The 25,783-nt window shown below is 35.8% G+C and carries 20 protein-coding genes; 10 read left to right on the forward strand and 10 right to left on the reverse strand.

Annotated features, from left to right (window positions below):
* The first annotated feature begins 154 nt into the window (after positions 1–154).
* The gene (locus C7D53_RS06345) at positions 155–793 is read left to right on the forward strand and encodes a TetR/AcrR family transcriptional regulator (RefSeq protein WP_106915508.1); all 639 of its coding nucleotides are present in this window, start codon (positions 155–157) and stop codon (positions 791–793) included.
* A gap of 446 nt (positions 794–1,239) precedes the next feature.
* Here the strand turns inward: C7D53_RS06345 and C7D53_RS06350 are convergent, their stop codons facing one another.
* The 4 genes from C7D53_RS06350 to C7D53_RS06365 are packed head-to-tail and all read right to left on the reverse strand — an operon-like array spanning position 1,240 to position 6,846.
* The gene (locus C7D53_RS06350; RefSeq protein WP_228422205.1) at positions 1,240–2,775 is read right to left on the reverse strand and encodes a peroxidase, FMP-type; all 1,536 of its coding nucleotides are present in this window, start codon (positions 2,773–2,775) and stop codon (positions 1,240–1,242) included.
* Between the two features lie 18 nt (positions 2,776–2,793).
* The gene (locus C7D53_RS06355; protein ID WP_106915509.1) at positions 2,794–4,272 is read right to left on the reverse strand and encodes a ferritin-like domain-containing protein; all 1,479 of its coding nucleotides are present in this window, start codon (positions 4,270–4,272) and stop codon (positions 2,794–2,796) included.
* Between the two features lie 4 nt (positions 4,273–4,276).
* Positions 4,277–6,364 (reverse strand): GMC oxidoreductase, encoded by a 2,088-nt coding sequence (locus tag C7D53_RS06360; protein ID WP_106915510.1) that lies wholly within the window; start codon positions 6,362–6,364, stop codon positions 4,277–4,279.
* Entirely contained in the window at positions 6,361–6,846 is a 486-nt protein-coding gene (locus tag C7D53_RS06365) for a hypothetical protein (RefSeq protein WP_106915511.1), read from the reverse strand. Before C7D53_RS06365 ends, C7D53_RS06360 begins: the two co-directional genes overlap by 4 nt.
* Before the next feature lie 409 nt (positions 6,847–7,255).
* Between C7D53_RS06365 and C7D53_RS06370 the strand changes: the two genes are divergently transcribed.
* Positions 7,256–7,609, forward strand: coding sequence for a DUF488 domain-containing protein (locus C7D53_RS06370; protein ID WP_106915512.1), 354 nt, complete (start codon positions 7,256–7,258; stop codon positions 7,607–7,609).
* Positions 7,610–7,636: 27 nt separating this feature from the next.
* On the opposite strand, the gene C7D53_RS06375 is transcribed toward C7D53_RS06370, so the two are convergent.
* The 3 genes from C7D53_RS06375 to C7D53_RS06385 form a co-directional block, all read right to left on the reverse strand.
* Positions 7,637–8,842 (reverse strand): MFS transporter, encoded by a 1,206-nt coding sequence (locus C7D53_RS06375; protein WP_106915513.1) that lies wholly within the window; start codon positions 8,840–8,842, stop codon positions 7,637–7,639.
* 89 nt (positions 8,843–8,931) lie between these two features.
* Positions 8,932–9,843, reverse strand: coding sequence for a helix-turn-helix domain-containing protein (locus tag C7D53_RS06380; protein ID WP_106915514.1), 912 nt, complete (start codon positions 9,841–9,843; stop codon positions 8,932–8,934).
* A gap of 99 nt (positions 9,844–9,942) precedes the next feature.
* Complete coding sequence (locus C7D53_RS06385) at positions 9,943–10,455, reverse strand: hypothetical protein (RefSeq protein WP_106915515.1); 513 nt, start codon at positions 10,453–10,455, stop codon at positions 9,943–9,945.
* A 114-nt stretch (positions 10,456–10,569) separates the two neighbouring features.
* On the opposite strand from C7D53_RS06385, the gene C7D53_RS06390 reads away from it, so the two are divergent.
* From C7D53_RS06390 to C7D53_RS06405, 4 genes are all read left to right on the forward strand, one after another.
* A complete protein-coding gene (locus C7D53_RS06390; protein WP_106915516.1) occupies positions 10,570–11,985 on the forward strand; it encodes an aminotransferase-like domain-containing protein in 1,416 nt (471 codons plus the stop codon).
* Between the two features lie 236 nt (positions 11,986–12,221).
* Positions 12,222–12,398, forward strand: a complete 177-nt coding sequence (locus tag C7D53_RS06395; RefSeq protein ID WP_076351451.1) for a histone H1 — start codon at positions 12,222–12,224, stop codon at positions 12,396–12,398.
* Positions 12,399–12,800: 402 nt separating this feature from the next.
* Positions 12,801–13,916 (forward strand): hypothetical protein, encoded by a 1,116-nt coding sequence (locus C7D53_RS06400; protein WP_162926101.1) that lies wholly within the window; start codon positions 12,801–12,803, stop codon positions 13,914–13,916.
* A gap of 176 nt (positions 13,917–14,092) precedes the next feature.
* Positions 14,093–15,664 carry a M20/M25/M40 family metallo-hydrolase gene (locus C7D53_RS06405; protein WP_106915518.1) on the forward strand — a complete coding sequence of 524 codons (1,572 nt, stop codon included), beginning with the start codon at positions 14,093–14,095 and terminating at the stop codon, positions 15,662–15,664.
* An 80-nt stretch (positions 15,665–15,744) separates the two neighbouring features.
* Here the strand turns inward: C7D53_RS06405 and C7D53_RS06410 are convergent, their stop codons facing one another.
* The 3 genes from C7D53_RS06410 to C7D53_RS06420 all read right to left on the reverse strand — a co-directional run bounded on the left by C7D53_RS06410 (position 15,745) and on the right by C7D53_RS06420 (position 19,274).
* Positions 15,745–16,377 (reverse strand): HAD family hydrolase, encoded by a 633-nt coding sequence (locus C7D53_RS06410; protein ID WP_162926102.1) that lies wholly within the window; start codon positions 16,375–16,377, stop codon positions 15,745–15,747.
* A 44-nt stretch (positions 16,378–16,421) separates the two neighbouring features.
* Positions 16,422–18,545, reverse strand: a complete 2,124-nt coding sequence (locus tag C7D53_RS06415; RefSeq protein ID WP_106915520.1) for a Tex family protein — start codon at positions 18,543–18,545, stop codon at positions 16,422–16,424.
* A 63-nt stretch (positions 18,546–18,608) separates the two neighbouring features.
* A complete protein-coding gene (locus C7D53_RS06420) occupies positions 18,609–19,274 on the reverse strand; it encodes an O-methyltransferase (RefSeq protein WP_106915521.1) in 666 nt (221 codons plus the stop codon).
* A 415-nt stretch (positions 19,275–19,689) separates the two neighbouring features.
* Between C7D53_RS06420 and cas9 the strand changes: the two genes are divergently transcribed.
* Genes cas9 through cas2 form a run of 4 tightly spaced genes read left to right on the forward strand, consistent with a single transcriptional unit; the run spans position 19,690 to position 25,679 of the window.
* Positions 19,690–24,057 (forward strand): type II CRISPR RNA-guided endonuclease Cas9, encoded by a 4,368-nt coding sequence (cas9, locus tag C7D53_RS06425; RefSeq protein WP_228422207.1) that lies wholly within the window; start codon positions 19,690–19,692, stop codon positions 24,055–24,057.
* Positions 24,044–24,454 carry a PIN domain-containing protein gene (locus C7D53_RS06430; protein WP_106915522.1) on the forward strand — a complete coding sequence of 137 codons (411 nt, stop codon included), beginning with the start codon at positions 24,044–24,046 and terminating at the stop codon, positions 24,452–24,454. Before cas9 ends, C7D53_RS06430 begins: the two co-directional genes overlap by 14 nt.
* Complete coding sequence (cas1, locus tag C7D53_RS06435; RefSeq protein WP_106915523.1) at positions 24,451–25,344, forward strand: type II CRISPR-associated endonuclease Cas1; 894 nt, start codon at positions 24,451–24,453, stop codon at positions 25,342–25,344. Before C7D53_RS06430 ends, cas1 begins: the two co-directional genes overlap by 4 nt.
* Entirely contained in the window at positions 25,341–25,679 is a 339-nt protein-coding gene (cas2, locus tag C7D53_RS06440; RefSeq protein WP_106915524.1) for a CRISPR-associated endonuclease Cas2, read from the forward strand. The genes cas1 and cas2 overlap by 4 nt, the downstream gene beginning before the upstream one ends.
* The last annotated feature ends 104 nt before the right edge of the window (positions 25,680–25,783 follow it).

Below are 25,783 nucleotides of genomic sequence, written 5' to 3' on the forward strand. Positions count from 1 at the left end.
GTGTTTCGAAATTCTTTTAAATTTTTTTTTCACCCAGATAGTGTTCAAAAATATATAGAATGGTTCTTAGTTGATGCAAATATACAAAATAAGACACTAACTAGTGTTTAAAATGATTAAATTTTCTTAAACTTGTACAATTGAATGTATCACCATGGAAAGAAAATCAACGGCAGGCAGTATTCGGAACACGGAACGCAGTAAAAAAAAATTTTTGGATGCTGTTGGAAAAATTCTAAAAACCAAAGGTCATGCAGGGCTAAAAATCAATGATATTGCTTCTACAGCAGGGGTTGATAAAAAAATGATTTATACTTATTTTGGGGGGATGGATGGCCTTATGGATGAATATATTCGTTCCAAAGATTACTGGAGTAAGATTACAACCGAAGAAGTTGGAAAAATAAATCCTAGGATTGATGACGGAGGGAAATTATTTATGGAAGAAATGCTGCATGCGCAATTTGATTATATCTATAAAAACAAAGAGGCTCAAAAACTATTACTCTGGAGATTATCCGAAGCTAGAAAATCATTAAAAAAACTGACAGATACTCAGGAAGAAAATGGAGAATATATATTCAAATTGATGATGGATCCTTATTTTAAAGAGAATTCAAAAGATTTTCGGGCGATTATGGCTATCATCGTTTCGGGACTTTATTATTTGAATTTAAGATCTTCTGTGGATAGCAATATTTTTTGTGGTGTGGATATCACGTCTGATGATGGACGAAACAGTATCAAAAAAGCGGTGTCTTTTTTTATCGATCAGGCTTATGACCATTTGTAATATTGAAATACAACAACTATTGAATGTGTCTTGTTCGTATTTGTAAGGAGTATTTTTTTGATAATTAAAAACAGCATCATTAGACTTCTAGTGATGCTGCTACATTTAGTGCTTTTACCTTAGTATTCGAAAATTTTTTTCTCAACCGAGTGTTAAAATATATAGAATGGTTTTTAGTTTGTGCAAATATATAAAATAAGACACTACTAAGTGTCTAAAAATAATAAAAAATTTTGCAGTATTTTTCTATTCAGTTGTTTATCAGGGTAATAATTTAATTATTGGAAGCTTTTCGCATAAAAAAATAGAGGGTGAAAAATATTAAAAGAAAGATGATCTGTATTGTTTCTACATAAAACTACCTCTCTAATGCGAGTCAATAGTCTTTAAAAATCAAATAAGAGGCAAGTAGCTGCCTCTTAATTTTATATTATTCGTGATGATTTTTAATCTTTATGATAAGGACATCCGGCGGGCGGATTTGTTGCATCTCCAACAACGGTCAGGTCTGGCTTTTTATCAAAGAATTGCTCTTCTATGACCTTTCTTTGATCTTCAGGAATGTCCTCAAGCTTACGAAGTGTATTGACCTGGATGTGAGGCCAGCTTGTAGTACCGCCATCATCACCAAAATCAAATTCGAAGAACACAATTTGTTCATATTGAAGCTGAAGAATCTCTTTGCCATCTTCCACCACGGTTTCAATCCACATGTGCATATCCACTTCAACAGTAGGAACGAAACGGTTGACAAACGGGACATTTAAAATACCTCCTTGTGCCCCTGTCTTCATCTTTGAGGACATTTTAACATGAACATAGTTTTTCACCTCTTGTCCTCTTAAAGTATCACGAAGACGGAGGTCTGGGCGTACAGAATAAGGATAAAGGTCATCTGCCATAATGCGCTGGGTGTAGATTTTATTTTCACCAGGGTCATTTATGTCATTCAGTTTCTCATGTACCCAGGCAGGTGCAGGTTGATCAAGGTCAATAGGATTACACGAGCTTGCTCCGGCACCACCCATTGTACGTGAGATAGCAAGGTGGTCGGTTTCCCAGGCTGCGTCTCCATAAGGGAACTCGGGAAAACCATTCACGAGATATTGTCCATTTTTTGTGATGATATCGCCCAATAGGGTAATAGTACTGCCGTGGGGAATAACGCCGCTTCGGGAGATAGAGTAGTCGGGGATGAAATAAGGTCCGTTAATCCCTGCTCTCGGTTTTAATTCCTTGGCCGGAATAATTTCGTAGTATTCCTGTCCTTCCTGGAGTTCACTTAACAGAATATACTTTTTATTATTCTCATCTTTTGAGATCTGAACAAGAGGTTCATTTCTGTATTCTCCCTTATAACCATAATCTTTAAAATCCTGCTCAGAAAAAGCATGAATACCACGGTCTCTTTCAATGGATTCTTGGGTTGCAGCATGATTGTATACATCACTTAACCACAAAAACATTCCATTTTCTTCATGAATAGGAGTATATTTTAAATTAGACTGCCCTTCTATCGTATTTACGCTTTTAATGCTTTGTTCATATTTCACAGCTCCACAAAATAATTCACTTGCCCCACCACGATTACGAACACCACCAGGAACGAGGTCAAATGTCAGCTTTTCAATATACTCTTCACAGTCAAAACTAAACTTACCCGGAATGGTGCCTGGATTTGTACCAGGAGAGGGCATGATGGTAGTGTGTACTCCGCTTGCTAACGACGGATTAGCAACATTTTTATTATAATTAACGTTATAGCTTACCCATGTTCCATTCAATGCCGCAAGGATTCCATAATCTACATTGTTTTCAATATCCTGTAGGTTTTCTTCTTTAAATGGCCTTACGGGATCATCAATCAGCAGTTTTGAATATCCGGTCATTAAATTCTCCAGAACTCCTTTCTGGTTTTCACCTGTACTTTTGAGGAACATTTGCTCCCTTGCTTCAGGATTTTCTTTTATTCGTTTTAGCATGATATATTCGTTTTATAATTATAATTCGGTGTATTCAAAGGTTGGGCCTGCATTGGTTTGAGAATTCAGAGGTTGTTTCAGTAAGCCTACAGCCTGTTCCTTTAATGCATACATGTACATGATGGATTTTTCAAGCTCTCTCTGATTGCCCTCTACAGCGCTTTGAATGGCATCCAATAATCGTTTATATGTTTTATTAAATTCGAGCCCTTGTGCATAGAGTTCGCTGTTGTCTTTATAATCACTTAACTTAGGATTTTGCTTCATAGGATATGCTGCATCCCAGTCCACTTTCAGCTCTTTTCCATTGGGTGGAGTTGTTACAGGCATCATGCCGTTTTCATCCATGAAAGCCTTATAATTTCCTCCTACATAGAAGTGCTCATGGAAGATTTCCTTGAATCTGAAATAATGTGCCAGTTCCGCCCCTTCCTCAAACTGAGACGGATCAACATCAAAGATCGAGTCATCTGCCCCTTCACCCTGTCCTTTAATCTCTTGAAAAACAGCGATTACTCCATCCAATCCCTCCACAGAATGTAATTTTCCGCCACTTCCGTAATATTGCTCAGGACGAATCTGTTTTTCCGGATCACCTGTAAATATTCCACCTGTATTTAAATCCTCGAAACTTTGAGGAAGACTTCCATGCTCTTTGTAATAGGCCATGATTTGGAAAACAACAATATAAAAGAATAAAACATCATAATATTCACCAATGGTATGTACATTTTCCATAATGAAGGCTTTCATGTTTTCAAGAGTCCAGAAATTGTTTTCATGTACAGCAACTCTTTGGGTAAATAATGCGCTCTCTTCAGTTTCCTGCTCATATACAGGAGCTTTTACCAAAGGATTGCTTGGGCTTTCGATGGCGATAAATGTTGCAATACTATTGCTTGAGAATGTTTCTAAACCTACATAGAAATCAACATTCATAGGTAATTTCATTGGGTAAGTAGGGTAGTTCTGCGACTGGTTGACTGAGGGTTGAATATTCACCGCATTTAAAACATTGCAAACCATAATCAAGTGAAGCATTTCTTCCACAGCCACACTTCTGATGATCTGCGAAGCCAGCGCATTTGTTCCATCTTGAATAGAATACAAAGCGGTAAGATAAGGCGGAATAGTAGAGTGTTCAATGAGTACAGCGGTCTGTAAAAGATCCTGTAGAATAGGGAGGTAATCAATATCTGTCAGTCCTTTTTTAGCATTAAAAGAAGCTTTATCGGATAACTCTGAAATGGTTGTACCAAATTGAGAACGTAAATATTGATTGAACTCTTCAATCTGGTCATTTAGCAAAAGGTTAGTAAACGTTTTACTATGATGTTTTAATCCGTCAATCCAGTCTTCCTTGCTTATTTTTGAATCGAATAATAAAGATTGTAGCGAAACGGAGGCGTCTGCAACTACTGCATTTCTTCCTGATATTCTTGCTCCTTGTAACGAAGCTTCCTGAGGTTCTGTTTTATTGATAAGTCTTTGTCTCATGGTTCTATTTTTTAAGTTGAGTTTCCAAATCGTTCAGGATAGATTCTACTGAACGGATTGTGAATGCTGATAAGGTTAAAGTAGGATTTGATGTTCCCAAAGTGGTCATATTTCCTGCGCCTACGATGTATAAATTCGGATGGTCCCAGGATTTGCAAAAGCTATTAGTGACAGAATCGTCTGGTGAAGAACCCATTCTGTGAGTACCTACAATATGGCCTGCTCCGTTGTAGGAATACCTTTTTTTGTTATAAATGACTGTATTTTTGTCTGTTTCTGAATAGGTGGTGAAATCCTGAATTCCTAATCTTTCAAACATTTGATCTGAAGCCAGTTTAGCCTGTTCCATACCTTTCTTTTCGTAATCTGTGAGTTCATAATGAATAACAGGACGTGGAATGCCCAAAGCATCCATGTATTGATCGTTTATGGTTACTCTGTTTTCCGGATGTGGCAATTGTTCAATCTCAAAATGGAATAAAACCTGTCTGGAAAGCCTATCCGTTAATGCAGCTTTTAACTCTTCTCCAAAAAGGCCTTTTCCAATGAATTCTGAAACATCGGATCCCGGAGAAAATGCCGGCCATCCCCATCCCCAATTGTCCAATGGAGAGATCCATGCTGAAAAACCGCCTCTGAAGTCACCATCACGGAAAGACGAAATATTGGTGGTAGAACCGGGGCCTCTGTATGGATAAATGGGCTCCGGAAATAATCCCCAGGTTAACATTACCATATGATCCATTAAGTTTCTTCCTACCTGATCACTGCGGTTGGCAACGGTTTTTTCAATCTTCTGGTTTTGGTTGTTACTAATATATTTTGAATTCAATAAAATTTTAGGATTTTCAAGAGCATTGGCTGCCAGAATTACTATGGAATCCGAAGTGTCTACAACTTCTTCAATGAAATCTGTTTTCTCCCTAGATGTATATCGTCTAAGATGAATCTTTGAAATTTTCTCCATGTCATCCTGATCAACACTCAATTTATAAACAACACTCTGGGCCTTGATCTCAAGATATGGATTACGCTTAAGATTGTCATTTTCATTGTATTTGTAGAGAGCCTTTTTCAATGTTTTCAAGGCGTTATACTTTGCCTGAACCGGACATATTGGAACACAGGAAGCATTTCCTTCACATCGTTCACCCATATAAGGATTCCAAACAGAGCCAAGGGCTTTGTACTCTTCTTTTTCAGAGCTGTCTAAAACAAGTTTGTAGCCGGCGTTTGTGCTTTCTGCTTTAATGATTTTGGTGTTTCCGTACCTTGGATTGGGTATAGAATTTCTTCCCTGTGGAGACGGAATCAATAATAAGGGGATGTTTTCAGAATTCAGCTGAACACTTGTTCCCGCAAGGCCATCAATGATTTTTTGATCCATATAGCTCTGAGGGATTTCTTCCATCGGAAAAACATAATCACCATAATACTCATCCAGACCTTCTGAAATAGGATATTTTTGTTTGGAGACATCTCCCGAAACACCAATTTCAAATTCCGCCATTTCATAATAAGGTTTTAAATCATCATAACTTAAAGGCCAGTTAATCGGCGTTTTTTCCTTTGAAACCGGATGATCTATTTTAATTCCATACTTTTCTGTAAGTTTGAAGTCATTGGGAAGCATTCTTGGAGTAGTTCCCAGCCAGTGAAGCGTTGTTCCTCCTCCCACTCTGATGGCATCACTTGCAAAGGGCATTGGACCAAATTGAACCAGATATCCTTTTTTATCAGGAAACGGAGGTATAATCTTTTCCATATCCAAAACATCCGGTGAGGGAGCCTGCTTTAAGTTGGGATAAGGTGAATTGGGAACCTTGGCTTCCTTGCTGTAAAAAGTACGTACATACTCGTTATAAGTGGTCATGGATGATACAGAATCCAGTTCCAGACCGGCTTCCAGGCCCGCTTCAAACATAAGAATGGATAATTTCCGGGTATTGTCAGACTTTTGGGCATCTGCACGGTGGATCATTTTTCCTTTTTGGGTGTCAAATACATGATCACTCAACAGTTTTGCAATCAATGATCCTGCGATCCCTGTTCCTACAATGATCACATCTTTTTTGTTATTGGTCTGGCTCATGAGTTCGTGTTTACAGGTTTAATATTCCAAGATTTGTAGCCCGGCTGCTTAGCTCCTGGCGGATGGGCATGCATGACATTCCATACAAGGCCTTCCTTGTAAGAAAGATCATTGACATAAGCGTTTTCCCAGGTTCCCAGATACCATACAGTGATCACTTTTCCCGCCATTTCATCCAGTCCGGAATCAGCCATGATTTCTGAGTTAATCGTATTTCTCAGGTCATCGCCGGTAAGGGATTTCTCGAGAACATTTTTGGAAACAGTGAGAAACTCTACGAATGTAGCTCCCTCCAGACTTTTTAAAATGTGAGTGTAGTAGGTTTCTGCCAAACCAGTAGACTGTAGTTCGCTGGCAGAAAAGCCGGTGAGCGCTTCCGAGATCGACATAAACACGTCGAAATAGTAATCGTCGACGTTGAGGATTTTGTTAATAATCATTTCGTAAAAATTTGATGTTAAAGTATTTTCAACTCCTGTCATAAGGAGTAACCTTGTTGATTAAGACAGGTCTGTCAAACCATTTGGAATACTATTACAGAATTCATCTCTTTTTTTAGAAATGATTGTTTGTTTTTTAAGCTATCCATTACTATCAGTTTTGTTTACTCAAAAATAATCAGATACGCTTGCATTGGATTCAGTATTTCTACGTAATTTTTATTTAAATTTTAAAAATAATCTTAAGAAAGCCTTTGTAGGAAAGAGATTGGAGTGTCTTTGTTTTCACTTAGTTTAGAATTATTTTAAATAACAAAGCATTGAAACCCCTATCGAAAAATCATAAAGATTCAGTATTTTCCAAAATAGAATATACCCATTGATTTAAAAATAGACCATTGAAAATCAGGAGTGAGGAATAAAATTTGCTTTTATTAGTAAAAACCACAGAATGTCTGTAATTACATTAAAAAGAGTTTATGAAACCTATTCCCCCACAGATGGGTATCGTGTTCTTGTAGATCGCTTATGGCCCCGCGGGCTAACCAAGGAAGAGGCTATGATTGATGATTGGGATAAGGATCTGGCACCATCTTCGGAATTGAGAAAATGGTTTCATCATGATCCTGAATTATGGAATGATTTCTCTGAGAAATATAGAAAAGAACTTTATGACAATAATCTAGGAAAAGATTTTTTAAACCGTCATAAAGATCAGGAAAAAATAACGCTGGTTTATGCAGCAAAGGACGAGGAACACTGTCATCCCATTATTTTGAAAAAATATCTGGAAAGCATTAAGTAACAAGTTTTTCAAATAAAAAAGCAGAGATTAATTCTCTGCTTTTTCTTTTTTTACGGCCTGGTGCATGACAAGAATAATCCCGAGGAGTAAGCCTGCAATGATGAGGTATCGCCAGGAAAGATCCTTTTGCTCAGTCACAGTTCCGCTGATGGAGATAATAAAGCTGGTTATTGAAGTGATTACATACACCAATCCACCCATTAAACCACCTGCCGTTCCAGCATTTTTAGGGAAGTATAGCATACTTGTTGTAAAAAATGAGGTAAATAAAATTCCGGAGCAGATATGGATAAAAAAGGCAAAAGGAATCATAATGAAAAGACTTTCTTCAAAGTAACTGGTGATAATTAAACCTGCAATCAGAATCAATTGAAGCAAAATAGGCTGTAAGATTCTGGGTTTAAAATCTAAAGTTAGTCTGCGCTTTCCAATAAAACCACCAATCATCCATGAGAATCCAAGAATCAGGGTGCAATACCCAATCACAACAGGGGTAAAGTGAAAGGTGTTTTCAATAATAAACGGTCCTGTAATATTGAACAGCATTACGATAGAATAGCTTAATCCTAAAATGAAGATTCCCAGCATGAATATTCTATTTTTAAGCATCATCTTATAAAGGCTGATATTTTCAGAAAGATCCAGTTTCTTTTTCTGTGGAAGACTTTCCCCACTGAAGAACCATTCAAAAAGGAATAAAAATCCTGCATAAAAGGCAAGAAAATAAAAGTTAGCATGCCAGTTAAACAGTTTTTCAAGATATCCACCAAGAAAAGGCGCCAGAATAGGGCCACAGGACCACACAATAGTAAAGTAACTCAGGTAATGCTTTACCTTTTCTGAATCATAGAGGTCTACAAAGATAGCACGGGTAGCCACCACAAGAACAGAAACTGCAGCTCCCTGAAGAATACGGAGCAGACATATTATAAAAATACTGCTAGTCATTGTAATGAAAAGACTACTCAGTATCAAAATAAATAAAGCAACCAGCTTAGGACGATAACGCCCAATACTGTCCAGAATTCCACCCACAAATAATTGGGAAATCCCATAGCTCAGCAGGTAAGACGTTAAAGTAATCTGGATATCTTTTTCCGAAACCATCATCTCCTTGGCCATGGAGGGAAAAGAGGGTAGGTAGATATCCGTGACAAACCCCGAAAGGGGAATAGATACGAAGGCCATAATGGTTATTAATCTGATGCGTTGTTCAGATGCTTCTCTCAACATATTCATTCTTTTTTTACAATGCAAAAATAGTTCAAGAAATAGAAAAACCAATTTTAAAAGACAAAGTAAAAATTACGAAATTCAAATATTTAAATAGCGTTCTTGAATTTTAAAGGAGAAACCTGAGCGTGCTTTTTGAAGAAATTATTAAAGTGTGAAGGTTGTTCAAAACCAAGAGTATAGCCAATTTGGGCAATATCCCAATTGGTATATTTCAGCAGGTTTTTGGATTCTTCAAACATTTTTTCCTTAATAATCTGTGTGGTAGTAAGATGGGTTACTGATTTTACTGATGAATTTAAGTGATTGACATGTACATTCAAATGATCAGCAAAATCAGAAGGCGTTTTTAATGCCAATGGATAAGCTGGAGAATCCAGGGGAAACTGTTTATTGAGCAGTTCATCAAACAATCTGTAAAGGCGAACATTGGCCGGTAGTTCACCAAGGCTTACGTCTTCTACACGGCTTTCTAAAGCAAGATGCAATACGGAAGCAAGATTGCTTTTAATACCACTGCAGCGAAACGGATAAGCAGAATGGTTCAGCTTGTGCATCTGTTCAAAATACATATTGGCCAACTGCGTCTGCTCCTCATTCAGAAAGATAAAAGGCTTGCTCCATTCCTTAAACAAGGAAGTCTTTTTAAATAAATTAAACTCTGAATTACCATTAAAAAACTCCTGATTGAACAAACAAAAATACCCTTCCTGAAAATGATCTCCACACTCCCAGGAATAAGGAATATTAGGAGACGGGAAAAAAAGAACCGGACGATCAATAAAAAGTTTGTGTGCACCATAATGCACAGTTCCTTTTCCTATCATGAAACAGATTTTGTAATAATCGCGGCGGTTGTAAGGGCTTTTAAAGCCACAATACTTTCGTGGAAATATATTGAAATGTGACTTTCCTTTTTCAAGCTCTGAATATGACATTTCCAGCAAGTCCTTTCGGGTACGCTTGTAATAATCTTCTATGGTTTCCAGTTGATCGCTCATTGTTTTAAAATTATGAAAATCAAAGATAGGCAAATCTTTTGTCTTTAGATTTGCCTTGGAATAAGTTTTATATGATCCGGATTATTTTTGAGTTTTTTTCTAATTTTTAGTGATTGGTAATTCTATGATATAAGATGGCAGTAGGAATGGGTCTATTTTTGAGTTTTCCTTAATAACAAAGCCTGTTTCTTTGAAAAATTCCAGCAAAGGATCTTCTGTAAGAATATTCGCCCATAAAATATCTGTAAATGATACTGTGGATCTGCATTTTTTCCAAAGAGATTCTCTGATTTCCGAAGAATTATATTCCTTAAGGATAACAAAATTGAGTTCTGTCATTCTTTTCTCTTCCGAAAAGCCGGGATACCCTGAGCCGCTTTTCAAAATTCCATATCCTACCGGTTTTTGATCTGCATAGGTAATGATAAGTTGATTAGATAGGTTATTAAGTTCATTGATCATTTTTCTGGGGTCCCACTCCTCAGTATATTTTTTGATGTCTTCCTCTGAAATAAGATTTTTATAGGTATTGCTGACCGAAGATTTGATGATTGTAAAAAGATTATCAACTCCCTCGTCTGAACCTATGGTGAATTTTGAAATGATTTCCATTCTTTTTTTTATCAAAATTATGAGATTAATTTATTCAAAATAGGTACAGATGGTTAAAATATGACCGATACAGATGCGTATTTTGTAAATTTGTTCAGTACAGATTGAAATAGCATGATGAAGTCTTATAAATATGAAGTTTTTACGACAGGTATTGAAGAACAAATTCGCAGAGGAATTTTGAGGACTAAAGACCGCTTACCTTCCGTGCGCGAAGTAAAGAAAAGATATAATCTAAGCACAAGTTCCGTACAAAGCGGTTTTGAATCTCTTATGATTAAAGGATTAATTGAGAGTCATCCCCGTTCAGGGTATTTTGTGGCTGAGGTGAAAGAAATTGGTATTTCGGATATAAGAACAAGGCTTAGTCCGGTAGTAAGGGATGAGGTATTCATGAAGAATGTGATGCTTACAACCAAGCATGCTGCCGAGGCAACTTCCTTTAATAATGCGGTGCCGGGAGATCTTCTGATCCCACAAAAGCTGATCCTCAGAACAATGCAGGAAGTTATTCGGGAAAAAGGAGCATCCCTGCTCAGATATTATCCCTCCAACGGACTTGAACCACTGAGGAAACAGATTGCTCAACGGATGGGAATTTACGGCTGTACGCTAAATCCTGAAGAACTGATCATTACAGATGGAGCTTTACAAGCATTAACAATTGCGTTAAGTTCTGTAACGAAAGCTGGTGATATTGTTGCAGTAGATAGTCCATGCGTGTTTTCAGTATTGGAAGTCATCGCTAATCTTGGACTTAAGGTAATTGAAGTTCCAGTGAATAATCACAATGGTTTTGATTTGGAGTATTTTCAAAAAGCTTGTGCTGAAAATGACGTGCGGGCTCTTATTGTTACTCCTAATTTTCATAATCCTACAGGAATTATGATGAGTGATAAGGTTAAAAAGGAATTGCTAAGAATAGCGGAAGTTCATCAGCTGTGCATTATTGAGAACGATATTTATTCTGATCTTTATTTTGAGAAAGAAAGACCATCCACTATTAAAAGCTTCGATAGGAAAGGTATGGTAATGATTTATTCGTCATTTTCAAAGACACTGGCACCCGGGATCCGCTTGGGCTGGCTTTATGCAGGGCACCATTATTCGAGGGCTGAGAGGGTAAAGTTTGCTCTGGGAAGAACCGTTTCCCCAATTTATCAGGAGCTCGTTCTTAGGCTTTTGCAGGAAAACAGATATGAAAGGCACTTGCATTCATTCAGGAAAAAACTACATCAGCAGGCAGCTCAGATTTTGGAGGCTTTAAGAGGGGCCTTTCCCAAGGATTCATCCTTTTCTCAGCCACAAGGAGGATACAGCATTTGGGGAAAAATGCCTGAAAATATAGATATGCAGAAATTCTACAGGTATTGTGAAGATCATAAGGTTCTGTTTACTCCAGGAGAAACATTCTCGCTTACAAATCAATATAGTCATCATTTTAGGATTGTTTTTGCAGAAAGAATCACTCCGGAAAGTATTATTTTACTGAAAAAAATAGGCAAAAAATCACAAGATCTTCTTATTTAATATTAAAGCTATTTAAGCTTAAACCCAAAAGTCACAAAAGATTTCAAATCTCTCAGGAACCTGCTCTCAGGTGATAAAATCAGCTTTTTTTAAGATTTTGAGAGGGTTAACTAGAGAAAAATCGACTTTCCGATAGAAATATGTTGAAAAAATAGCTTTTTACCCTAAATTTTTTTCACTGTAGCTAGGCTCGAATCACCATAAAACCTATATTTGCAGCCTAAATTTTTAAATAAATGAAAGAACTAATTGAAAAAATCAACGCAGAATTTGAAGCGTTCACAACTGAGGCAAACCAACAAGCGGAAAAAGGAAACAAGGCTGCTGGAACAAGAGCTCGTAAATCAGCTTTAGAACTAAGCAAATTGTTCAAGGATTTCAGAAAAGTTTCTGTAGAAGAAGCTAAGAAGTAATTCTCCTTTAGCCGGCTTTTGTAGCCGGTTTTTTTATGCCCTGTTTGATCTTCGCCAGCATTACAGATAAAGTAGTTTTTTTCTGTACATGGTAAGAATATCTTTATTTTTAAGAAATCATAAAAGCACAGATTTATTCTTTTCTAAAAGCTTTTAAGTCGCAAGGAGTTTCGGATGCTACCGGTGTCTTTTTGCCTTGCTCTTTCTTGGCCCTTTCTTCTATTCCAAGCCATGTATCTTTAGTATTTTCGATTTACTGTATATTAATTTTTACACCCTGTTGTGAAAACGTTGTAGATAATTTGTATTTTAGGAACATCAATGGTATAGGTTATTATGAAACATTATTATTTCTTTTTGGTTCTGTGTTTTGGCTTTTTTTCTGCTCAAAAAATTAGAGTAGTGGATTCGGAAACAGGAATTCCGGTTCCGAATGCAAGAGTTATTTCGCAAGATCAAATTGTTTATACAAACGAAGATGGATACGCTCCGGTAAATCAGGACGCTGTCAATTTTGAAATCTCGGCTTCAGGCTTCCAAAATACAACATTTCCTAAGTTTAATTCCTCAATAAAGCTGAAAAGAACTTATAAAAATATTGATGAAGTAAAAATGGCAAGCGTAGACATTAAGGAAATCTTTGAAGATGTAAATAAAAACTATAAGAAAAGATATTACAGGGAGCCGTCCGTTTATGATGTAGTGTATAAAGAGAAAAAAAGTGATAATAATAAGCTTTATTTTCTGACGATTGCTGAGGCTAAGCTATGGAGTAAAAGTAATTATTACAATTATAAGGATGGATATCAAAAGGATTATGACAGAATTCTGCAAATGCAGCTGAACAATGTAAAATATTTAAAAAACATAAAATCAGACGATATTTTTACTCCTGGTACCAATGAATTTTCACACGAATACATGGGGAATTATTTTTTCAATTTTGAACTGAACCGGGTTTTATTTCATTTAAAGAATAAAGGAACAAAGTATTCGGGGTGGATGATCTTTGAAGAAGGAGATGAGCAGTTGATTACTTTTAAGATTAAATCATTGGAGGGAATTGACGTAAAAGGGGAATTTAAGTTTAATAAGACTGATAAGGTAATTACCTATTTTGAAATACACTATTTACAGGAAAATGTCCCCATGGTTAAGAGAAAAACGGCTGCCGGAGAGGAATATGATTATCAGTTGGGAAATGCTGTACTTATTTTTGATTTCTATAAGAATAAAGGGGTCTATGTACCTGCGTTAACCCGTCTTGAAGGGAACAAGTATATTGCTTACTATAAAGGGGTAAAACACGAGAAGAAAATCAGTAGAGAACTTATTTATAATACCTTTAAAAAATCTGATGCAGAGGGGCTTAACCCCAAAGTGGATTTTAGCAAAAACATCTGGGATAATGTTCAGGTAAAAGAGAATAAAAACAATACCATTTTGCTTTCGGAGCAGGAACAAGCGTTTGTGAATGAGAACTACGGAAGTTCTTCAGATAAAATGGTGTATCCTTAAATTTCCTTTTAAATTAAAGTGTAATTCCTTATCTGTAAATTCTAAGGAGATATTTGTATTTATGTTCTTATGGCTTCCTGCTAAAGGCGAAATCTCTTGCAGATAAAGCAAATTTTAACCCTATTCCTTTACCATCTCCGCAATTTCTTTTATCTTTAAACCAATCAATAAATATTATGAGGATAAATAGATTTTTTGCAGTACCAGCTGTAGTGTTGGCTGCCCAATTTTCATGGGCTCAGGTAAAGGTGGATTCAAAAGAAAACCTTAACCCTATCGTAAAAAGTTTTGTAGATGAAGTAAATAATAATTCTCAGCTAGAGGGTATGGCTTACGAACTTCTGGATGGTATAGGACCACGTCTTGTAGGAACTCCGGAAATGCTTGCAGCTAACGAATGGAGCGCAGAAAAGCTTCGTTCATGGGGAATTGAGGCTAATCTTCAGCAGTTTGGAACATGGAAAGGATGGCAAAGGGGAACTACCCATGTTGATATGGTATTTCCACGTGTAAAGTCGTTGGCAGCAACGCAATTGGCATGGAGTCCTGCAACTAAAAAAGCTATTGAGGCAGAGGTAGTTGTTCTGCCAAAAGTGTCTTCTAAGGCTGAATTTGATAAATGGCTTCCCTCTGTAAAAGGAAAAATAGTACTGATGGCTCAGTATCAGAAAATCGGACGTTCCGATGAACAGATCAAAGAATTTGCAACCCCGGAGCTTTATGAAAAACTAAAAGCAGAAAAAGATCAGGCTGCCAAGGATTTTACCGCTTATGTAAAAAATATCGGCTACGATAACAATACCCTTCCGGAAGCATTGGAAAAAGCAGGAGCGGCAGGAATTGCTATTTCAAACTGGACAGGTATTATGGGGGCTAACAGAATCTTTGGAGCAAAAACATCGAAGATTCCAATGATTGACATTGATGTAGAGGACTATGGAATGCTTTACAGAATGGCGGAAAAGGGAGCTCAGCCTAAAATTAAGATTGATGCACAATCCAAAGTTCTTCCTGATGCCAAAAATTTCAATACCATTGGAATGATTAAGGGTAAGGAAAAACCTGAGGAATATGTAATCCTTTCTGCTCACCTTGATTCTTGGGATGGTGCTCAGGGAGCTACAGATAATGGTACCGGAACTCTTACCATGCTTGAAACCATGAGAATTCTAAAAAAATATTATCCAAATAATAAAAGAACAATCGTTATAGGACTCTGGGGAAGTGAAGAACAAGGATTAAATGGTTCCAGAGGCTTTGTAGCAGACAATCCGCAGATTATAAAAGGAGTACAGGCTGCTTTCAACCAAGATAATGGAACAGGGCGTGTAATCAATATCAGTGGTCAGGGTTTTGTGAAAGCATATGACTACATAGGGAAATGGCTTGATGGAGTTCCGAAGGCGGTAAGAAGCCATATAAAAACCGACTTCCCGGGAATGCCTGGAGGTGGAGGTTCAGACCATGCTTCATTTGTAGCAGCGGGTGTACCTGGTTTTTCTCTAAGTTCATTGAACTGGGGATATTTTGGATATACCTGGCATACCACAAAGGATACCTATGACAAAATTGTCTTCGATGAGGTGAAAAATAATGTTATCCTAACAGCTGCATTAGCATATATGGCTTCTGAGGATCCGGAATTTACCAACAGAGAAAAAAGAGTAATGCCTAGGGATGAAAAAGGCGGTACGGTACAATGGCCGGAAGCAAGAGAACCAAGAAGAAGTTCTAAGGATTATAAATAAAAAACGTTAAAACTTACAAATACAAAAGGCTGTCTCCATGGAGGCAGCCTTTTTTTATTAAAGAAACCTTTCGATTGTAATTAAACATAACGTTTCAGGTCTGAAAATTTTGAAATGGAGGGCGAATGTGGCGCGTCTAGTTGACCAAAGCCGTATTCACAGAAGATAAAAGGTAATCCGTTGGAAGTTGCAGAATCATAATCTGTTTGCGTATCGCCAATGTATACAGAATTTTCAATAGATAAATGATTTCGTTCCATCACGAGTTGAATATTTTCGGATTTTGGCCTTTGCGTTCGTCCGTGAGATTCAAAATCTACAAAGAGATCATTGAATTGATAATATTCTAAAAAAGATTCAATATAACCATCCTGACAGTTGCTGACGATAAATAGGTTGTGTGTATTGGCTAGGCTTTTTAAAGTAGCTTCAACATCATTATAAAGGATTCCACCCTGCACACGAAGCACCTTGTTTTCCTGAGCTACAATCTCAGAAAGAACTTCTTTAGCTCTTGCATCTGAAATTCCGGGAACAATATCCTTGACAATATAATGAGCCAATAAACCCATGTATTGATCCATGTCTTCAGGCTTTAATTCTTGTTTTATCAACTGATGCTTGCCTAAAACGTCATTCCATATTCCAATGATAGTGCCTCTTGGGTCCCACAATGTCCCATCCAGATCGAAGATTAAATTTTTTGTACTCAATACTATTGTTTTATATTTAATGTGTTGATTTTAAAATTGATAGATTATAAAATCATACTCAGTTGAACTCTTTTTCTTGCCTCGTCCACCTCTGTTACTTTTACCCTGACATGTTGATGAAGCTTTACCACTTCATTCACATCTGATACAAAGCCTTCCTTCAATTGTGAAATGTGAACCAGTCCGCTTTCCTTAATTCCTAGATCCACAAAGCATCCAAAAGCGGTAATGTTATTAACTATTCCCGGTAAAATCATCCCTGCCTTTAAATCTTTAATGCTTTTTACATGAGGATCAAATTCAAATACCTTGGCTGCCTTTCTTGGATCTAATCCCGGCTTTTCAAGCTCCTTTAAAATATCCTTAATTCCCAGAATTCCAATTTCTTCTGTAACATAGCTTTCAGGTTTTACCAACGCTATTTTTTCTTTATTGGCAATTAGCTCATCGGTTTTAATTCCTAAATCTTTGGCTATTTTTTCTACGATTCCATAGGCTTCAGGATGTACGGCAGAATTATCTAAAGGATTTTTAGAATTGGAGATTCTTACAAAAGCGGCTGCCTGCTGGAATGCTTTTTCTCCCAGCCTTGGAACTTTTTTAAGTTGCTTTCTATCTTCAAAGGCCCCATTTTCAGCTCTATAATTAACGATGTTTTCTGCCATCTTCTCTCCAATCCCTGAAACATAGCTTAATAAAGATTTACTGGCCGTATTGATGTTAATTCCCACAGAGTTTACACATTTCATCACAGTAGAATCCAGCTCATTCTTCAGTTGGGTTTGATCCACATCATGCTGATACTGCCCAACACCAATAGATTTTGGATCAATTTTTACCAGCTCTGCCAATGGATCAGAAAGTCTTCTTCCAATAGACACTGCGCCACGCACAGTAACGTCATAAGTTGGGAACTCATCTCTGGCAATTTTACTTGCCGAATAAACGGATGCACCAGCCTCAGAAACTACAAAAACCTGCAATGGCTTATCGAAGGCAATCTTTTTTATAAAAAATTCAGTTTCACGGCTTGCAGTTCCGTTTCCAATGGAGATGGCTTCAATATTATAAGCATTCACCATAGAGCGGATTTTTTTCATGGCCATTCCTGTTTCATTCTGGGGAGCGTGAGGGTAGAGGGTTTCATTATGAAGAAGATCTCCCTTTTCATCAAGGCAAACTACTTTGCATCCACTTCTGTAACCAGGATCTATAGCTAGAATTCTTTTTTCTCCCAACGGGGGGGCCAAAAGCAATTGTCCCAGGTTTTCAGAAAAAATTTCAATGGCTTTTTTATCAGCTTTTTCTTTGGCTTCCTGTAATGTTTCATTAGAAATGGCAGGCTCCAGAAGTCTTTTGTAGCTGTCTTTTATGGCCAGGGCAATCTGTTCCGAACTCTCGTTGTTAGATTTGATAATGGCCTTTTCAATAAAGTCAATGGCTTCTTCCTTATCAATACCAATGTTCACCTTTACAAACCCTTCTGTTTCAGCTCTTAACATTGCTAAAAGTCTGTGGGAAGGAGTTCTTGAGAGACTTTCCTCCCATTCAAAATATTGGGAGAACTTCTGGGCATCCTCTTCCTCTTTTTTTGCCTTTACAACTTTTGAGGTGATAATAGCCTTACGTTGATATAATCTACGAAGATTCTTACGAACATACATATTTTCATTGATCCATTCTGCCATGATATCTCTGGCTCCCTGAAGAGCTTCTTCTTCAGACGGGACCTCATTATTTAAATATTTTGAAGCCAAAAACTGAATATCATTACTCTTTTGGCTCATTATAATTTTGGCTAAAGGTTCCAGTCCTTTTTCCTTGGCAGTGTCAGCTTTGGTTTTTCTACGTTTTTTAAAAGGAAGATATAAGTCTTCCAATTCCTGTATATCAAAGCTTTCTTCAATTCTTTGTCTAAGTTCAGGGGTCAAAGCGTCCTGTTCCTCTATAGATTTTAAAATAGATTCTTTTCTCTTAACAATCTCTTCAAACTGCTTGCTAATCTTTGAAATCTGCTCAATCTGTGTTTCATCCAGATTTCCGGTTTTATCTTTTCGGTAGCGGGAAATAAAAGGAATGGTACAGTCTTCTGCTAATAATTGTAAGGTATTGTTGATGCTCTTTTCGGAAATATTGAGCTGTTTCTGTATAAATTCTACGGTCGTCATTGTTCTGTTTTCGGATGGCTAAAATAAGGTTTTGGGATGAGAAATAGTAGGGTGCTTTCTATTTTAGTTAACAATTGCTATTGCCATTCCATCATATTCTTTTGCGCCTACCGTTTGCATAATAGTAGCTGTAACTTTTGGGTTATTAGCCAGCATTTTATTAAAACGTTGTACACCTTTCACTTTTTCATCATGAGTATTCTCCTCCAAAACTTTACCCTCCCGAATGACATTATCACAAATGATGACCGTTCCTGGGTGTGAAAGCTGTAATGCCAATTCAAAATATTCAGTATATGGAGGTTTGTCAGCATCTATAAAAATAAAATCGAAAGCTTCTTCACCGTGAGCAATGAGTTCTTTTAAAACATCCATTGCTTTACCGATTCGTAAATCAATTTGATCAGAAAGTCCTGCTTTTTCAATATTCTGACAGGCAATATGAGCATGATGAGGATCAAATTCTACGGTAATCACTTTACCGTCTGCAGGAAGTGCTCTGGTCATCCAAATGGTACTGTAGGCTCCCAAAGTTCCCAATTCTAATACACGCTTAGCTTTACAGGTAAGAAGCATCACCTGGAGAAATTTACCCTGAGTTGGAGTTACACTGATTTGTGGCATTGAAGCATCATCTAGTGATTGAATAGTTTCCTGAAGAACGGCATCTTCAGGGGCTACCAGATTGCTGATGTACTGATCTACTTTTTCGAATAATTGCTGATTCATTTTTCTTAAATTAATAATTGAATTCTAGTGATTGATTATTGTAACAGAGGAGGATTTACTACTATTTATTTGAGCCCAAAAGGGATACATTTAAAGACTCAATTGGGCGCGAAAAACAGAAATGTTCTCAAAATCTGAATCCTGAACTGTTAAAAATAATATGTGTTGTAACTGTTTACTAAGATAGTGAATTTTGAGAGCTGTGACAACTGAAGCTGTATGGGATAAAATAAAAATCCCCCGTATTGGAAGACGAGGGGCTTAAATGTTTTCACAACGGAATAATCCTTATTGTGAATTGCTTTCAAAATTATTAAGACAAATATAGGAGAAAAATCTTTACTATAATTATGGAAATCCGTAATTCGAATATTTTTTTTATTTCTATTTTTATATGGTATCTAAAAAAATAATAATGATGATTAAAAATATACTTGGTTTAGATTTAGGAACTAATTCTATTGGTTGGGCATTGATAAAACAAGATTTTGAAAATAAACATGGTGAAATTCTTGGAATGGGAAGCCGGATTATCCCAATGTCGCAGGACATTTTAGGCGAATTCGGAAAAGGAAATTCTGTTTCACAAACTGCTGCAAGAACTGATTACAGAGGAGTGAGAAGATTGCGTGAAAGATTTTTATTGCGAAGAGAAAGACTTCATAGAGTTTTAAACGTTTTGAACTTCCTTCCAGAGCATTATGCTTCGCAGATTGATTTTGTGAAACGATTCGGAAAATTCAAAGTTGAAACCGAACCCAAACTTGCTTGGAAAAATATTGAAGGAAAATTTTCATTTCTATTTCAAACCTCTTTCAACGAGATGCTTGAAGATTTCAAGGCAAATGAACAGGATTTAAAAGTTCCCTACGACTGGACAATTTATTATCTCCGTAAAAAAGCACTTTCTCAAAAAATAGGAAAAGAAGAACTGGCCTGGATTCTTTTGAATTTTAATCAAAAACGTGGATATTATCAATTGCGCGGTGAAGATATTGAGGAAGAAAAAGATAAAGTTTTTGTAACGTTAAAAGTAGATAAGGTTGTTGATTCTGGAGAAAGTGTCAAAGGAAAAACTCTTTATGATGTGTATTTTGAAAATGGGTGGAAATATGAAAAGCAAATTGTAAAAACTGAAGATTGGATCGGGCGCACGAAAGAATTTATTGTTACAGAATCTATTTTAAAAAATGGAGATATAAAAAGAACTTTTAAAACTGTAGATTCAGAGAAAGATTGGATTGCAATAAAAACTAAAACTGAACAGGAGATAGATAGATCTCACAAAACCGTTGGAGTATATATTTACGAAACTCTTCTTAAAGATCCTAAACAAAAAATCAAAGGAAAAATGGTTCGTACCATCGAAAGAAAGTTTTATAAAGAAGAGCTCAAAAAGATTTTAGAAAAACAGAAGGAATTTCACAGTGAATTACGGAATGATGATTTCTACAGCGATTGCATTCGGGAGTTATATGGGAATAATCAATCACATCAATTGACTTTAAGCAAAAAAGAATTCGTTCATCTCTTTATGGAGGATATTATTTTTTACCAAAGACCTTTGAGAAGCCAGAAGTCATCTATTTCTAACTGTACTTTGGAGTTCAGGAAGTATAAAGATGAAAATGGAGTAGAGCATACACAATTTTTAAAAGCCATTCCGAAATCCAATCCGCATTATCAGGAATTCCGAATCTGGCAGTGGATTTTTAATCTGAGTATTTATAAAAAAGATGATGATTTTAAGGTCACCGAAGATTTTTTAAGTACAATCGACGATTTTGAAAATCTGTTTGAGTTTTTAAATAACAGGAAAGAAGTTGATCAAAAAACATTGTTGAAACATTTTAAACTGAATGAAAAAAACTATCGTTGGAATTTTGTAGAGGATAAAAAATACCCTGGCAACGAAACGAAAACAATGATTTCCGAAAGATTGAAGAAAGTGGAAAGTATTTCTGATGACTTTTTAACTAGAGAAATAGAACAGAAAATTTGGCACATCATCTATTCTGTAAATGACAAAACAGAATACGAAAAAGCATTAAAATCTTTTGCAGGGAAAAATAATCTGGATGAAAATTCTTTCTTTGAAGCATTCAAAAAAATTCCTCCTTTTAAAAGTGAATACGGTTCCTTTTCGGAAAAAGCCATTAAGAAATTGTTGCCTTTAATGAGACTAGGAAAATATTGGAATTACGAAAATATCAATGAGCATTCAAAAGATAGGGTTCAGAAAATTATTACCGGCGAATTTGATGAAAATATCAAAGATAAAGTGAGAGAAAAGGCAATTCATCTTAAGGCTGAAAATGATTTCCAAGGCTTGCAATTATGGTTGGCTCAATACATTGTCTACGGAAGACATTCAGAAGCATCAATGATTGGAAAATGGAATTCCGTAGATGATTTAGAAGAATTCCTAAAAGAATTTAAACAACATTCGCTTCGCAACCCGATTGTAGAACAGGTGATTACAGAAACGCTTCGTGTGGTAAAAGATATCTGGTTGAAATACGGAAACGGAGCTAAAGACTTCTTCAATGAAATTCATATTGAGTTAGGAAGAGAAATGAAACAAACAAAAAGTGAAAGAGCAGATGCCACAAAAAGAATAACGGAAAATGAAAATACCAATCTTCGCATCAAAGCTTTATTGGCCGAAATGATGTATGACCATTCTGTTGAAAATGTCCGTCCTTATTCTCCGATGCAGCAAGAGATTTTAAAAATTTATGAAGATGGAATTTTAAAATCTGATATCGAAATTGAGGATGATATTCTGAAAATCAGCAAAACAGCACAACCTTCTCCATCTGATTTAAAACGATACAAACTTTGGCTTGAACAGAGGTATAAGTCCCCTTATACAGGGCAGATTATCCCATTAAATAAATTATTTACACCAGAATATGAAATTGAACATATTATTCCACAAAGCCGATATTTTGATGACAGCTTTAGCAATAAAATTATTTGCGAATCGGCGGTTAATAAACTAAAGGATAATTATATCGGTTTAGGATTTATTAAACATTTTGGAGGAACGATCGTTGAATGTGGTTTTGGAAAAAATGTAAAAGTTTTTGAAGCCGGAGAATATGAAGATTTTGTTAAAAAGCATTATGCCAATAATAGAGGGAAAAGGAATAAGCTACTTTTAGAAGATATTCCAGAAGAAATGATTCAACGTCAGCTTAATGATACACGTCACATCAGTAAATATATTTCAAGGGTTCTTTCCAATATTGTGAGAGAAGAAGATGGTACAGATGAAGGAGTGAATTCCAAAAATGTTGTACCCGGAAATGGGAAAATAACATCTCAATTAAAACAAGATTGGGGTCTGAATGATGTTTGGAATGAATTGATCTTGCCACGTTTTGAAAGGATGAATCAATTGACTAACTCAACAGATTTCACAGCCTGGAATGAAAATCATCAGAAATATTTGCCAACGGTTCCGGTAGAATTCTCAAAAGGGTTTTCAAAGAAAAGAATTGATCATCGCCATCATGCTTTAGATGCTTTGGTTATTGCTTGTGCTACGAAAGATCACGTGAATTTACTTAATAATCAATCGGCTAAATCAGACACGAAACGATATGACTTGAAAAAGAAACTGATGAAATTTGAGAAAGTAGTCTACAAACATTCTCAAACCGGAGAAAGAGTAGAACGGGAAGTTCCGAAGCAGTTTTTGAAGCCTTGGGAAAACTTTACGGTTGAAGTTAAAAATAGTTTAGAGAAAATCATTGTAAGCTTTAAACAAAATCTTCGTGTCATCAATAAAGCTACTAATCATTATGAAAAATATGTTGAAAAAGATGGCGTGAAGGTGAAAGAAAGAGTAGAGCAGACTGGTACGAATTGGGCGATAAGAAAGTCAATGCATAAAGAATTTGTTTATGCAAAAGTGAATTTACCTTGGGTAAAAGTTAGTGGTAAAGAGATATTAACTGCAATTAGAAAACCGTTGGATATAAGTTTCGATGAGAAAAAAATTAGCAACTCAATAACGGATACTGGTATACAAAAAATACTTTTAGCACATTTAGAAAAATATAAAGGAATTTTAGATGATAAAGGGAAAGAAATCGCTCCTGAAATACTTGCGTTTACACCAGAAGCCATAGAAGAGATGAATAAAAACATTATTGAGCTAAATAAAGGAGTATTTCATCAGCCAATTTTTAAAGTAAGAGTGTTTGAAAAAGGATCTGGAAGATTTTCGGTTGGACAGTTAGGTAATAAGAAAAATAAATATGTAGAAGCGGCTAAAGGAACTAACTTATTTTTTGCAATTTATGAAGATAAAAACGGAAAAAGAAGTTATGAAACAATTCCTTTGAATGAAGTCATTGAAAGACAAAAACAAGGATTAAATTCAGTCCCATTAGAAAATAAAAAGGGACATAAACTATTATTTCATTTATCTCCCAATGATTTAGTTTATGTTCCCGAAGAGGGTGAATTTATAGGAAGAGTTTTTAATTTGAATGATTTAAATAAAGAACAAATTAAAAGAATTTATAAAGTTGAAAAAACTTCAGGTACTGAATGTTACTTCGTTCGTCAAGATATTGCTTTTCTAATAAAGCAATACGATGCAAAAACCAAAATTGGAGAATTGGAAAGCCAGAATAAACTTCAAGTCACAATGTCAGAGGATAGAACCAAAATTGCCGATGTTTGCCTTAAAATTGATTGTGATAGACTAGGTGATATAAATATTCTAACAAAAGAAAAAATTAAAAAAATGTTTGATGAATATAGATAATATTGCGATTGATACAAATGTTCTTTTATATGCTTTTGATAATAAAGATATTAAAAAACAAGATAAGGCGGTAGAGATATTGCTTAAAAGACCATTTGTTACTCATTTAGTTCTTTTTGAATTTATAAAAATTCTTGAAAGGAAATGGAAAAAAGATAAGAAAGAAGTTACAAAACTTACTATTAAAATACTTAATGAATTGGTATTTCCACTGTCACAGCATAGCGATATGTATAATTATGCCTATTTTTTGACCTTAAAATATAATTATGGATTGAGTGATATTTTTATACTTTCAGATTCAATACTTAATGACTGTACTATTTTACTTTCAGAAGATATGTGTAATGGAATGATTGTCGATAAAAAATTAAAAATCATAAATCCTTTTTTATGATCACCCGCTCCATATATATTGGTAATCCAGCTTATCTTAAACTCAAAGATGATCAAATGTATATTTTAGAACCCTCCACCAAAGAAATGAAAGGTAAAGTTCCGGTGGAAGATTTGGGGTTGCTGATGTTGGATCATTTTCGGATTACTATTTCACATCAGTTAATTCAAAAAATGATGGGAAATAATGTGGTGGTGGTAAGTTGTGACGGTCATCATTTACCGCACGGAATTATGCTTCCGTTGTATGGCCACACTGAACATTCCGATCGGATCAAAGACCAGTTAGAAGCCAGTGAACCCCTCAAAAAACAACTTTGGAAACAAACGGTCGAATGTAAAATTGAAAACCAAAAAGAAGTTTTAAAACGGTTAGGAAATTATTACGAACCGATGATTGATTACCAAAATAATGTGAAAAGCGGTGATATTACCAATATGGAAGGCATTGCAGCACAACATTACTGGAAGTATCTTATCAGTCTGGATTTTTTGAGACAACGTTTTGGAGATTCACCCAATCAGTTTTTCAATTTTGGGTATTCTGTTCTCAGAAGTATTGTCGCAAGAGCTATTGTTGAAACTGGATTACTTCCTGTTCTCGGAATTTTTCATAAAAATAAATATAATCCTTATTGTCTGGCTGATGATCTGATGGAGCCTTATCGTCCTTTTGTCGACTTATTAGTAATGCAATGGTTGGCAGTTAATCCTGAGACTGAAGAATTAACGAAAGAATTTAAAGCTTTTATTTTACAAATTGCAACCAAAGATGTAAAAATAGATGATAAAACCAGGCCATTATTGGTTGCTGTAAAAACAACTGCTACGTCACTGTATAAATGTTATACGGGGGAAAAACGCCTGATCTCTTATCCTGAACTGATATGAATGCCGAAAGGTTTAACGCTTACCGAATTATGTGGGTTTTAGTATTATATGATTTACCGACAGAAACTAAAGCCAATATGAAAGACGCCAACCGCTTTCGTAAATCTTTGCTTGATGATGGTTTTACATTATTTCAGTTTTCAATGTATGTAAGGCATTGTCCAAGTCGTGAAAATGCTGAAGTTCACATTAAAAGAGTAAAATTTATGCTCCCAAAAGCAGGTAAGGTTGCTATTATGTGCATCACTGACAAGCAGTTTGGAGATATTGAAATATTCTTTGCCAGAAATAAAGAAGATCCACCTCCAACCTTTCAACAGCTTGAGTTATTCTAAATTTTGAATCCTAAAAACAAAAACAATCTACTGAGAATCAGTAGATTGTTTTTTGAGGCTGTGATTAATCACGAAGATAATAATTTTTGAAAGCAATTCACAAC

The sequence above is a fragment of the Chryseobacterium aurantiacum genome, from assembly GCF_003020585.1.
In the GTDB taxonomy this organism is placed as follows: Bacteria; Bacteroidota; Bacteroidia; order Flavobacteriales; family Weeksellaceae; genus Chryseobacterium; species Chryseobacterium aurantiacum.